Below are 12,322 nucleotides of genomic sequence, written 5' to 3'. Positions count from 1 at the left end.
TGGAGTTGATAAACGGCCGTTATTGCCGCTCGACCCGCGAGCACGACGCCTAGCGAGGGACCTCAGAAGCCGCACCGCACTCGAGGGCGCCGCGTTACTCTGCAGAGGCTTCCAGGCCGCGTGCAGTCATCGGGTATCGATGCCGCCGCGAAGTCGCGTCAAGGGCTCCGAGCAAAGCTCGTACGACGGGCTTCGTTGCGTCCTCCTGAGACTTAACTGGCGCAACCATCACTGAAGAAGGTCACGCATCGTTTGAGGACCGAGTGTGGAAAGCGGTGTGCTCGTCCACGTTCTGGGACTTCGGCTGACTGGAACTTAATGCATTCTTCGTGACCGGACGGACCCTAGGCCCGCCACGCGCATTGATGCAGTTGTTCACCCGGACGTCGATACGCTCGACGGAGCATTCCTGGCGATTATGGAAATGATAACTTTACCTGAAGGACCTTCGGACTTACCTGCTGAACGCGCTCGCTTGCGTGGACGCAAGGCTGGGATCTCCCACCACAGCTAACATCTATTTCCTGCGGTCACTGGCGGACAAGCTCGTCGAAGTCGATGGATCAATCATTCGAAGGATCGGGACCTAATCGTGACCAAGATTCGCGAAGTTGTTGTCGCAACCGACCCCACCAATCATAGCGCGCTGATTTGCCATGTCGGCGAATCTCGGTTTGCTGTCGGCGGCCCAGATGGCATCGGCCACAATTCTTGTGGACCCAATCCTTACGACCTTCTCAGCGCGTCTCTTGCCGCATGCAGTGCTATGAGCGTTCGTTTCCAGGCTCAGCGCCAGAAACTACCGCTGGAGCGCGTGAAGGTGGGTGTCAGCTTCCATCACGGCTCCCGAGGCAAAAAGGATTCGTTCGAGCGCACCGTGGTGCTTGAAGGAGACCTCGACGCGCAGCAGCGCACATTCTTGCTGGAAGCCGCAAACCTCTGTCCCGTAGGCCAAATTCTCGGTTCTGGTGCGGATATTACCACACGTCTGGACGTTACAACCTCCGGCCACCTAGAAAGCCCTCAGGCCAGCTACGAGGATGACGTGGCTCTGCTCCCGATTCCGAATATTACTCCGGATTGACCGTCTCTCGTGCCGTCGATCACAGCACCGGGGCATCGCAGTCTGTCATACCCGCAGGGTCTTCAATTCGCGGCGCGCGATGCCCCGCGGGGCATTCGCTCCGCCGACGCGCTCTGGGCTTTCGCGTCCATGGCATCGATTGCATAGCCACCCGTCATTAGACCATCGATTTTTCACGACCGTACTTTTGCTCGTCAGCAAGAGAACTTGAAAATGACGACACACCACACACAGGGAGGCCGATGATGAAGGCAATTGTCGTAACGGACCAGGCGGCGGGAACTGCGGGTATGAGGCTCGTGGATCGGCCCCAGCCGCGAGCGGCGATCAACGACGTCATCGTTCAAGTTCATGCGTCGGGATTCGTCCCGACTGAGCTGGAGTGGCCCTCTACATGGACCGACCGCCTCGATCGTGACCGAACACCGTCGATTCCCGGACACGAGCTGGCCGGAGTGGTCGCCGCCCTCGGCTATGGCACAACGGGGTTGTCGGTTGGACAGCGGGTGTTCGGCCTCGCCGACTGGTATCGCGATGGCACCCTGGCGGAGTATGTAGCAATGGAGGCGCGCAACCTCGCCCCGCTCCCCGGTGACGTCGACTTCATAGTAGGCGCGAGTCTGCCAATCTCGGGCCTCACGGCGTGGCAGGGGCTCTTTGTGCACGGCCGCCTTCAGGCAGGGCAGAGCGTTCTCGTGCACGGCGCGGCCGGCGCAGTCGGATCAATCGTGACACAGCTCGCACGAGAGGTCGGCGCTTACGTCATCGGCACCGGGCGTGGCGCTCATCGTCAGAAGGCGCTCGACTTCGGCGCGAATGAGTTCGTTAGCCTCGACAACGACGTCCTGGAAGACGTCGGCGGAGTCGATCTGGTGTTCGACGTAATCGGTGGCGACATCGGGAAGCGTTCCGCCCGCCTGATCCGAGCCGGAGGAACGCTGGTGTCCATCGTCGGGCCGAGCGAGGCGTCGCGCGCTGCCGACGCCTTGGCGGTCGACTTCGTCGTCGAATCCGATCGTGCCCAACTGATTGAAATCGTCCAGCGGGTGCGGGACGGGCGACTGCGGACGAACATCGGCACCGTCTCGATCCTCGATGACGCCGTCGCCGCTTTCAATCCGACCGAGCGCATCGACGGGAAGACGATCATCCGCACTCGCCCCTGAACGACGTGCGCCTTCGATGCACGTGGCCGGGCGCGTCCTATCGGAAGAGCCGGAGCAACGTGGGAAACTACCGAGCGGGCTCCGTAGCATTTCCAGTAAAAGGAGCAAAAGCCCTCATTATCTCAGCCTATTCCCTCACGCAGAACAACAACTTGACCAACGGAATCACTATGACCAGCAGAAGAACTATGACCAATGAGGTCATCGAATGCATCCTGAGCCGCCGGGCCACGAAGTACTACGACCCTGCCGCCACGTTGAGCGACGACCAAATCCGCGAGTTGGTTCGAATCGGGACCACCGCGCCGACATCCTTCCACTTGCAGAACTGGCGCTTCATCGCGGTGCGCACGCCGGAAGCCAAGGCTCGCCTCAGTCCGATCGCTTGGAGCCAGCCCGCGATCACCGAGGCGGCTGTTACTTTCATCATCTGCGGCCAGTTGGCCGACTCTAGCGTAGTACCCGACCGTCTGGCACCGCTGGTAAAAGAGGGCATCATGCCGGCAAAGATGGTGCCGGAATGGGAGATCCCCGCACGGGACCTGTACATGGAATACCCGCAGCGCCAGCGCGACGAGGCCGTACGCACCGGCACCTTCGGCGCGGCGGCGATGATTTATGCGGCCCGCTCGCTAGGCCTGGGTTCGACCCCGATGATCGGTTTCGATGCGGAAGCAGTGCACCGCGAGTTCGCGCTTACGAAGGATGAAGTACCGGTCATGCTGTTGTCCGTAGGGGCCGAGCGTCCGGGAAACTGGCCACAGAAGCCGCGGCGGCCTTTGGCTGAAGTGTTGAATCTGGTCTGATTATTAGTGAAGCCACCGAAATACAGAGAACATGATGCCCAGGATTGCAGCTCTAAAGCCGGAACAAGTGCCACCCGAATCGAAACCGACCCTCGACATGTTCACCAAGAACATCGGGTTCACGCCGAACATGATGGCGACTTTCGCGGCAAGCCCGATCGCGTTCAACGCATGGGCCGCCCTGCTCGGCTCCTTGAGCAAGTCGCTCGACGTGAAGACGCGTGACAGCATCGGTCTCGCTGTGTCCGAAGTGAATGGCTGCGACTATTGCCTGACGGTTCATAGTTTTACGGCCGATCATATGGCCAAGCTGCCGGCCAATGAAATAATTCTCGCTCGGATGGGTCACGCCAGCGACCCGAAGCGGGACGCCGGGATCCAGTTCGCGCGCAAAGTCGCCGAGACCCGCGGCAAGATCAGCGACGCCGATCTGAAGACCGTCCGCAATGCCGGCTACACGGATGCGAATGTCATTGAGATCGTCGCGCTCGTGGCCATGTACTCCCTGACGAACTTTTTCAACAATGTGTTCGATCCCGAGAAGGACTTTCCCGCCGTTGCGCCGGCTGGCTCGGTCTAAACTCCATCCGGTCGTATCGAACACCTCCGAGAGTGCTCGGAGCGTTCATGTGATGCGAACGCAACACCACTGCCCGGATGCGCCCAGGAAAAATGGTGGGAGCGCCTCCGGGCGTTTTGGTACGTGCCGACGAGGAGTTTACGAAAAGCCAGAACGGCGATTGTCACTATGAGGGACAGCTTGGCAAGTGCGAAGGAACACAGGATCGGCGCGATACCGAGAAGAGGCCGGGCTCGCTCATAGGATCGGAATTGTTATCAGCTCGAAGCCTTAGCGAAACGGCAAACTGGCACTCGCGACATGAAGCGAAGGAACGATAGCAGAATCGGAGAAGACCGTTGATGTGAAACAGTACGTCTCGTCCGCCTCCCTCAATAGGCAATATCTTAGGCCGAGCAAGATGGGCGTAACCCTCAACAGCGGCACAAAAGCGGAAAACGCGGGAGGTGGCCGAAGGGCCGAGTGCGACGTAACGTCCGGGTCTGCTCGGATCGAGTGGTGGGTCGGGGACCTAGCTCCGTGCTACCGCTAGACCTGGGTATGAAAGAACAGCTTCATTGTTAACCGCGTCACCGCAATATGCAGAGTTAAAAATGGGACTCGATCGCGGCAATGGAAGTATTTGCAGACGCAGTCGTTGAGAGTCCTCGTTCGGGCATCATGCGGCGCGGCGGCAATAATGATCGTCTATCGACTCTATGGCCAGAGGTGATTTCCCTCGCCGGCCTTGCAACGTCATTCTTGCCGGGGGGTAGAACGAACAGGAGCTACTCATGAAGATTCAAGTCCGCAGCCTCGCGATTGCCCTCGCGATTGCTGTACCTCTTGCAGTGACCGCCACCGCCCAGTCGTCTGCTGCGCCGATTAATGGTACGTCGATTAGAGCGGCGGGACCGGCCCTGACGATGGACGTGCGCTATCAGGCGCGGCGGGGTCATCCTGATCCTTCGTACTCGGGCTATCCGACCGATGATGCGAACTGGGGTTATCCCGCCTATAGTTCGTATTGGGGCGATCCAATCTATAATTCATATTATCGAGCCTACGGCTACGGATATTACAGGTCAGGTTGTGCGCCCGGACCGCGCGTCGGCGCCTTTGCGACAGCCCCCTGGGCCGACTTGCCGACTTGTCCGCCGTATTGACAAAGTCCTCTGCGCTCCCGAGGGTTTGCGCCTGCAGGTAAGGAAGTCGGCGCCGACCTCCGGACGATCCACGATCAGATCACCGCCGTCGATGACACCCCAAGGATTGGCGATGATATTGGAGCTATCCTACCATTACTGTCCGAGCTTCTCTTAGGGTCCGGCTGGCCACGCTCGTCGTGACCCCAAAGCTTGGCGGCGTGCGGCTCCTCACGCCGCCGCTGGCCAACATGTATTTGAAAGAGTTTAGCGTCCCTCGGTCATCCAGATGACTAACTAGGAAGGCAACTGCCACCCCTCTATGATCGTTCAGCATTCCCCCTGAGGATGCGATGGCGTGAGTGCATCTGCCCGTCAACGCACCGATCTTCTTGAAGTCCAGCAGACCTTCCGGCCGAGGCCTGCGGCTAACGAATCCGGTAATCAAGTCCGAGGATGGCGTTCACGGCGCCAGCGTCAAAGGCTCGCGGCGTCGCGAACATCGCGATAGTCCGGCTTCCGGGCAACTCGTGTTCCAGCGCCTGGTGCGTCTGAGCCTGGATCGAGACACTCCGCTCCGAATGGCTCGGCGAACTTGAGGGCATCTGGCAAGCCAATATCGAATCTAGTTGAATTCCATGGGTCTAGACGCCTCCCGAGCCGGCCGCTTTCGTGTCGGCCGGCATGGCGATTATTGCGGCTGTAAAAGCTCCGCAGATTGAGGTCCCAGCGGCTACGGCGAGACCGATCTCGTAGCCGGAGTCGAAAGACGCGGCACCGGCGGCTAATGCCGCACCTGCAAGCTGCGCAACCCGGCTCGCTGCATTGTTGATGCCGGAGGCGAGCCCTTCATCCGTCTGGTCAACGCTCGACATGACGGACGCGGTGAGCGGTGCCACGAGCACCGCGAAGGACAGGCCAAGCAGCGTCATGGGTACGATCACGCCGAGCATCAAAGATTCTTTCTGACCGAGCGCCAACCAGACATAGGCGAGCGCGGCACCTGCCGGTCCCGCGATAAGCATGGTCCGCGTGCCAATCTTGTCGGCCAACCCGCCGAAGACATTCGACAACAGCCCCACGCCGAGCGTGAAAGGCAGGAACGCCAGCCCGGCATCGGTCGACGACAGGGCGCGGCGGTCGACGAGGTCAAAAGGTAGAAGGAAGAACACGATCGAAATCCCCATATAGATCATCAGCGTCGCAACGTTCAGCCCGAGAAAGGTGCGGTTCTCCACCAGGCGGGGTGGCGTCATCGGATGCTCGCTTCTGCGCTCCCACAACGCGTAGACGGCGAACCCGAGAACGCCGAACCCGGCGACTATCGTGAGCACCGTCACGGATTGGGCTGGTGCGTTTGCAGCGGCCCGAGCTTGACTTGGTCCGATCTGGCTCAGCGCCCAGGTGAGTGTCCCGAGCGCTAAAGCAAGGATCGCTGCGCCAATCCCGTCGAACCGGCGCTGGATAAGGTCATCTCTGCCCGCGAAGACTAGCAGAACTCCCACTGCTACGAACGCGAGCGGCGGGTTGATCCAGAACACGGATGGCCAGCCAAAGGTCTCGGTCAGCCAGCCGCCCAGGACAGGACCTCCGGCGGTGGTGAGAGCGGATGCCGCTGCCCATGCGCCGATCGCCCGGTTCCGCTCTGCGCGCGGATAGGTTGCTCCGATCAGGGCGAGACTTGCAGGTGTGACGATCGCTGCGGCCGCTCCCTGCGCCACCCGGGCAGTGATCAGCCATGCGGGCGAAGGCGCCAACGCGCAAGCCGCGGACGCCAGAGCGAACAGGACGCAACCGAGGGTGAGCATGCGCGCCTTGCCATAAACATCCGCGAGCGCCCCGCCGATCAATGTCAGGGAGGCGAGCGCCAGCATATACCCGTTGAGAACCCATTGGACGGAGACGAGGTCAGCACCGAAATCGGCGCGCAATATCGGCAGCACGACGGGCAGCGCTGTCCCATCGATGAACGCCATCGACGACGCGAGCACACAGGCCGTGAGCACCATGCGTCGGCATGGAGCCGGCGCTTTCCGCCCGAACTCTCGAGGGCAGGGGTCTGGATCGATAACGCCGCAGCTGCGGCACTCTACATGTTTTTGCGCCATTCATTCACCTTCGCCATAGTTTGCCGCTGCTCCTCACTAGTTTTGCCGAAGGCTTGAGGTCGCGGGCCAGACCCAGACGGCCGAATAGACGGAGTCACGATCCGGCTCTTGGGATTGAGAACAAAGCTGGTTGCCTGGAGATAGAGGGATCGTCATTGGCGATGCTCCGGTGACTACGGAGACCACCGGCGCATCGGAGCCGTAGGCGATCATGAAGCTGAGCTTTTCAACAAGCGCCTCCGTGTTTTCCCGACCGTCCAACGATACTGCTTCGATTTGCCCCGGCCGCATTGTCCACCGTCGCAAAAAGCTGCAGGCGGTTACAGGATGGCGCCGACCCGCTCGCCTGATCGCTAAGCAAATGGATTTAGCCGCCACAGCGCATGCAAAAGCAAGAGAGACGTCGCTAGTCTGCAGCCTCAGTATCGCACTCCTCATTGCGGTATCTGGCGATCAAAGCGCCGGACGATCCTCCACTGCCTTTGCCACAAATGCGGTCTCACACGATGGCGGTCGCCCAGCGGTGAGGGAAATCATCTCGCGGCATAGAGTTGATAGACCATGGTTATTGCGGTTCTGCGGGCAGCGTGCTGCAGCAACGGACTGCGCAACTCGCCTCGACCTAGAATGGATTGAGGAACGGCACCGTGCCATTCCCAGTTTCCATGCTATACGCATGTGCAATTGGCAATGTTCGTCCAGCGTTGGGATTGCAGCGCGGGCCGGAAGCGATAGCGGTTTAGGAAGAGTCTGCTTGAGGTTGCATTGATGCCGAGAGAGTGATTTGTCAAGGGATGCGGCGGCCCGGCTTCAAGCTGTTGGCCAATGAATTCGCGCCCGCGAAGCGCTCGACTTAAACCTGAAGGATTACGTCGTGAGCAGCGCGTCCCTGATGCCGGCCGACCACCGCCTGCCGCTCTAAAAGCCTAGGCCGTCGGGCACAGCACAAACGTGCTCTCCGCATGCAGCGCGGGCAACTGCCTTATGTTCGTCAGGAGCGCCGTCATCATGGTCCCCTCGCGGCGATTGGCGGACATGGCCCTGTCGCCGTTCCAAGTGCACTGGCTGATGAACGCCGAACTGCGCGGACCGTCCTCGCGGGGCCGATCTCCACGCCTCGGCGCCACCGTGGTTGGCTCCGCGCCGGCTCATCGTCGGCCGGTCACTGCAAGGTTTGGGCGAAGGCTTGATCCTGCCTGACGGCCTTTCGGTGCACGAGCAGCGATTGCCCACTGACAAGAGAGTCCGTGCGGTAGGCATCTGGTCCGGCGCCACGGCTGTCGCTAGCGGCGTTGCGCCCGCGGTGGCCGGTGTGGCATGCGGCTGACCCGCTGGTTGCCTCGAGCAAGTTGCAGTTCACGCGATGTTTTCAGATCGACGATGGCGGCGCCCGGAGTAACTGACCGGTGACAAAAAGAGTGCGACTTTGGATCAACTGTGAACACGCGTTCAGAACGAGATTTGCTCAAAATCGATGGGATGGAAGGCCCCTGCCCCGCCGGTGCTACGTTCGCACGACTTAGCGTGGCAACCCGGGAGCGTTCGAGCGGAAGAGATTTCTACTCGAGCGCTGGTCTAACCGACCGCGCGGGGCGCCCTGGCGTCTGAAAGCTTTAGAGCGGGCGGCTGGAGATAATGAAAACGATAACGATCCGACATTTCTAACCTCGCGCGGACGGGAATACGCTCTTTATACGCCTTATCGATATTTGGTGGCAGCACGGGTCGCCCAGATCACAAGCCCCTATTTTCGATGTCCCGACAACTCGATCTAGCAGCCCAGCATGCAGGAGTTCCGCCATGTCATTCCGCTTCATCACAAAATCTATCCGCACGTACCTAATCGACTGTCCTGTCGCCGTCGTTTTAATTGTTGCGCCATTCCTGCTCAAGCTAGGCAAGAGCAGTCCCGTCGCGCTGTGGCTTTCGGTGGTGACCCGCGTCTCACTGCTGCTGTCGGCATTCACGGACCACTCGACGGCGCTCGTCCGAGTCCTCCGTGCCTCGCTACAATGGGTGGACCGCGCATTGGGTGTGATCTCCATCAATGCCCCCTCCGCTTTCCATGTCACTGGGCCAGACGCCGGCTATTTCTGGGTTTTCGCCGCAGCAGTCTTGCTGACGACCTCAGCTCTCAACGCGCCCGAGGTGAGCGCCGCCCAGAGAGCGAACCTCAACATGCGGACCCGCAGGCGGGGATCGGTTCGTCTTACCGGGTCAAAAGAGCAAACCCAATGACAGACTATGCTCGATGTTCTGTGCTGGGGGGCAAGCTACTTGCGGAGCTCGAACTGCCGCGATCGGCGGGATGACAGACTGTCGCGCGGGCTACGCCAGCAGGCGCTCAAGATGCAAGAGTGGCGCTGTGGTGCCGTAGATGCTCGCGTTCGAGATCAACGATTCGCGGCTCAACATCCGGCACTGTGGCCGCTGTTTGAGCGGTTATTCGGCGATGCGCAGCAGTTTGGAAGCAATAACCCCCGTTGGAGACCCCACACACCTTCTTTAATGTTGATCGAAACCCGTGCTGCAAATCGATTGGTGTGGTCCCGGCATCCCTATCCAGCACGGCGAGCCCTTCGAAGTGGAAATACGATCCGCTACGATGCCGCGCAACGCAATGTGCCCATTGCGTCCCGTGGTGTGGTTTAGCTGGCGGCGGATCACCGCGTTTCCGGCGAGAGCCGGGCAGGTCAGCTGGCGAGAGCCGTGAGGCTGACGCTCGAATCATCGCGCAACGGCGACTGCTTCCATTGTCATAACGGGCACAGTGAACCGCCCATTCTTCGTTTTGTTCGAGCAGGATCGCGCCGATGAGGCGAACGACGGCGTTCTCGTTGGGGAAGATGCCGGCCACCTCGGTGCGCCGCTTGATCACGCCGTTGAGGCCTCAATCGGGTTGGTGGAGTGCAGCTTGGTCCGGTGCTGCGGCGGGAGGTCGTGTAGGCGAGCACGTCGGTCTCCGCCGCCTCGAAAAGGCGCAAGCTTCGGCAGCTTGTGGCGGAACTGATCGGCGACCTCGCGCCACTGCGGCTTGGCAGCCTCGGCATCGTCCCGGGCAAACAGTTTGGAAGGTGGAGACGACGCGCCGTCCGGTCTTGCGGCATGCGCCAATGCATCGCGCATGAAGTCGAAACAGCAGCGCTGCCAGCCGGATTTAAGCAGATTTGCGACGGTGGCCTTCATGCCCTCGTGGGCATTGGACACACGAACTGAACGCCTCTGGCGGCGTGCCCCGAGCGAGTGGAATGGAAACCATAACGACCAGGCACTTCTAATGCTTGGCGTACTGTCATAGGTTTCCTGTGTGTCTAACGGGCTGACCCTTGACGATTGTGCAGAGTGCTTGCTGGCATACGGCGGCACGAGCAGCAAAGCACGTAGGAGTCACTGATGTCGTTCCGCTTCATAACCAAATCTGTCCACGCTTACCTGATCGACTATCCCGCCGCGATCGTCCTGATCGCAGCGCCATTCGTGCTGAACCTGGGCCAGAGCGAACCACTCGCGATGTGGCTTTCCGTTGTCGTAGGTGTTGCCGCGCTGCTCTTGGCCGCTGCAACCGACCATCCCACCGGTCTCGTCCGTATCATCCCCTACTGGCTGCACCTTCGGCTCGATCGCGCCCTTGGGGTGGTGTTTGTGATCCTACCCTTTGCCCTCAAATTCGGTTGGCTCGACGCGTCGTATTACTGGATCCTCGCTGCCGCTGTCCTGCTCACGACGTCAATCTTTGACGCGCCTGAAGAGCCGGTCGTGAGGCGTCCGGGATTGCACACGCGCACAGCGGGTTAGGCATGAGGCCCCCCGCGCCGTGCAGCAAACCTTGCGCCGCGTTTGAATGCAAGTCCCGGGATGCTGCAGCAGCGCCGGCTTGCTAAGCGTCGAGCTATTCAGCCACGTGAAGGCATGCATCGACCACAACCCCGTCGCCCGAGCGCCTCCTCCGGAAAGGCGGCCGGCTCAAGCGTGGCCGATCGTCGGGGTGGGTCGCGGTCTTCCCGCCCAGAAGATGTTCCAGGAGTTCAGGTTGCGGCTCTTTGTGAATTTTCCTCACGTCGGAGGCTATGCATCTCCGTTTCGAGTCTGCCTTCTCGCTCGTCGAAGCGACCGATGAACCGCCGTAAATCGGGCCGGCATCGGAGTAACGAGCGAGTTTAAGACAAGGTATGAGGGCCCTCGCACTTTGGCAGTTCGGGACTTTTTCTAGATGACAATAAACGGCAGCCGAAGCGTTTTACCCTCATTGTCACCGGCTCAGCTCTCTTCGGCGCCGATGTTCATTTTACTCTCCGTCACTGCTAGGTTCAATCACCAGATCGCGATTGAAGATCACGTTGACTCTGCTGTCGGGTCTGGCTCAGAAAATTTTCCGTACCCGATCGAAGCGCCTGGACGACGGCCTGTTATACGCGCCAGCGCTGAGCTCTGACCCAGCGCCCAGGACCGTAGGCAACAGCCCTGCCCTTACAATTCGAAGCCGATTTAGTCCTCAAGACCAGAGTGACGGCCGAGTCGGCGCCCTCCTGTCGCTCCGAAAAGATCGCGCGACCGTTTGACGTTATTAGCCGCGTCCACACCCGCAGCACGCGTCACTGCTCGAATGTGACCGTGGTAGGTTCCGTCAAACGCATTCGCTCTCGATCTAGCTGCGGGCGGTAGGGGTTTCAAAATGATCTCTCTACTTGCGCGGCCATGGCTTGATCTAAGCGGCAAGACAATCATTCATGCGCCCGGAGTCATCGATTGAAGAACGTCGTCGCGCAAATAGAAGTGGTGGAAGAGAGCCGCGGCTGTATGCACAGCGGCAATCCAGAGGATGGCGTTGCCGAGGGTGGTGTGTATTTTCATGATCAGCTGCCCAAGTCCATGCGCCTTCGCGATCAGGGGGGCGATGTCGAATCCGGGAAGGGTGACGGGAATCCCCTCCAGCCAAGTGCCGAGCACCGCGGTTGCCGGAATTGCGATGAGGAGCGCGTAAAGCGCGAAGTGAACGAGCTTTGCGGCCGCAGCCATCCATGGCAACATCGGCTGCTTCGCGGGCGTAGTCTCGATCAAGCGCCATAGCAGCCGCAGCACGACGACAATGAACAGGACAACCCCAAGCGCCTCATGAACCCTGCGGAGCCCGTCCGCGGCCGCGGCATAGAGCGAATAGCCGTCGCCGGTGCTCAGCACATAAGCGGCGAGAACTAGCATGACGGTCAGCCAATGCAGGACTTTGGCCCCGGCGCCGTGGCGAGAGGAATTGCTGCGCAAGCCGATCACCTCGCTCCGATCCCGCCACACGGTTGGTGAACCGTCGCGGCGTCTAGCCAGAGATTTGGGCAGTGGTAAGCCGGCCGGTTGCCCCGGCGATCAACTTTACCTCCGGCCCATTGCCCAGGGGCGCAAAATGGGGCGTCTGAGCCTCTGGTGATATTTAACCCAGACTGCAAGCGGGAGATGATCATC

9 protein-coding genes and 1 pseudogene are annotated in these 12,322 nt (G+C 60.4%); 7 read left to right on the top strand and 3 right to left on the bottom strand.

Features of this window, described 5'->3' with window-relative positions:
- Positions 1-592 precede the first annotated feature (592 nt).
- The 5 genes from ABIB90_RS31050 (at position 593) to ABIB90_RS31030 (ending at position 4,781) form a co-directional block, all read left to right on the top strand.
- Positions 593-1,084 carry an OsmC family protein gene (locus tag ABIB90_RS31050; RefSeq protein WP_157158507.1) on the top strand — a complete coding sequence of 164 codons (492 nt, stop codon included), beginning with the start codon at positions 593-595 and terminating at the stop codon, positions 1,082-1,084.
- Between the two features lie 245 nt (positions 1,085-1,329).
- Complete coding sequence (locus ABIB90_RS31045; RefSeq protein WP_354202045.1) at positions 1,330-2,250, top strand: NADP-dependent oxidoreductase; 921 nt, start codon at positions 1,330-1,332, stop codon at positions 2,248-2,250.
- Between the two features lie 188 nt (positions 2,251-2,438).
- Positions 2,439-3,056 carry a nitroreductase family protein gene (locus tag ABIB90_RS31040; protein ID WP_009859398.1) on the top strand — a complete coding sequence of 206 codons (618 nt, stop codon included), beginning with the start codon at positions 2,439-2,441 and terminating at the stop codon, positions 3,054-3,056.
- A 34-nt stretch (positions 3,057-3,090) separates the two neighbouring features.
- Positions 3,091-3,636: a carboxymuconolactone decarboxylase family protein gene (locus ABIB90_RS31035; RefSeq protein WP_009859399.1), complete on the top strand. Its 546-nt coding sequence runs from the start codon at positions 3,091-3,093 to the stop codon at positions 3,634-3,636.
- 773 nt (positions 3,637-4,409) lie between these two features.
- On the top strand, positions 4,410-4,781 hold the full coding sequence (locus ABIB90_RS31030) for a hypothetical protein (protein ID WP_009859400.1): 372 nt from the start codon (positions 4,410-4,412) through the stop codon (positions 4,779-4,781).
- 623 nt (positions 4,782-5,404) lie between these two features.
- Here ABIB90_RS31030 and ABIB90_RS31025 read toward each other — a convergent pair.
- On the bottom strand, positions 5,405-6,769 hold the full coding sequence (locus tag ABIB90_RS31025; RefSeq protein ID WP_157158508.1) for an MFS transporter: 1,365 nt from the start codon (positions 6,767-6,769) through the stop codon (positions 5,405-5,407).
- Between the two features lie 1,899 nt (positions 6,770-8,668).
- On the opposite strand from ABIB90_RS31025, the gene ABIB90_RS31020 reads away from it, so the two are divergent.
- Positions 8,669-9,106, top strand: coding sequence for a hypothetical protein (locus tag ABIB90_RS31020; protein ID WP_009859402.1), 438 nt, complete (start codon positions 8,669-8,671; stop codon positions 9,104-9,106).
- A 106-nt stretch (positions 9,107-9,212) separates the two neighbouring features.
- Here the strand turns inward: ABIB90_RS31020 and ABIB90_RS31015 are convergent.
- Positions 9,213-10,054 (bottom strand): annotated as a pseudogene (locus ABIB90_RS31015) (transposase).
- 207 nt (positions 10,055-10,261) lie between these two features.
- Here ABIB90_RS31015 and ABIB90_RS31010 point away from each other — a divergent pair.
- Positions 10,262-10,663, top strand: coding sequence for a hypothetical protein (locus ABIB90_RS31010; RefSeq protein ID WP_354202001.1), 402 nt, complete (start codon positions 10,262-10,264; stop codon positions 10,661-10,663).
- Positions 10,664-11,593: 930 nt separating this feature from the next.
- Here the strand turns inward: ABIB90_RS31010 and ABIB90_RS31005 are convergent.
- Positions 11,594-12,136, bottom strand: a complete 543-nt coding sequence (locus ABIB90_RS31005) for a cytochrome b (RefSeq protein ID WP_354202044.1) — start codon at positions 12,134-12,136, stop codon at positions 11,594-11,596.
- Positions 12,137-12,322 lie beyond the last annotated feature (186 nt).

It is taken from the genome of Bradyrhizobium sp. JR4.1 (genome assembly GCF_040548605.1).
Classification (GTDB): domain Bacteria; phylum Pseudomonadota; class Alphaproteobacteria; order Rhizobiales; family Xanthobacteraceae; genus Bradyrhizobium; species Bradyrhizobium canariense.
This window is presented reverse-complemented; position numbering and strand designations above follow the sequence as displayed.

Bases quoted from the DNA above. Each gene is read 5' to 3' on its own strand.
- ABIB90_RS31045 (WP_354202045.1), top strand. From the start codon at position 1,330: ATGAAGGCAATTGTCGTAACGGACCAGGCGGCGGGAACTGCGGGTATG.
- ABIB90_RS31040 (WP_009859398.1), top strand. From the start codon at position 2,439: ATGACCAATGAGGTCATCGAATGCATCCTGAGCCGCCGGGCCACGAAG.
- ABIB90_RS31035 (WP_009859399.1), top strand. From the start codon at position 3,091: ATGCCCAGGATTGCAGCTCTAAAGCCGGAACAAGTGCCACCCGAATCG.
- ABIB90_RS31030 (WP_009859400.1), top strand. From the start codon at position 4,410: ATGAAGATTCAAGTCCGCAGCCTCGCGATTGCCCTCGCGATTGCTGTA.
- ABIB90_RS31025 (WP_157158508.1), bottom strand. From the start codon at position 6,769: ATGGTGCTCACGGCCTGTGTGCTCGCGTCGTCGATGGCGTTCATCGAT.
- ABIB90_RS31020 (WP_009859402.1), top strand. From the start codon at position 8,669: ATGTCATTCCGCTTCATCACAAAATCTATCCGCACGTACCTAATCGAC.
- ABIB90_RS31010 (WP_354202001.1), top strand. From the start codon at position 10,262: ATGTCGTTCCGCTTCATAACCAAATCTGTCCACGCTTACCTGATCGAC.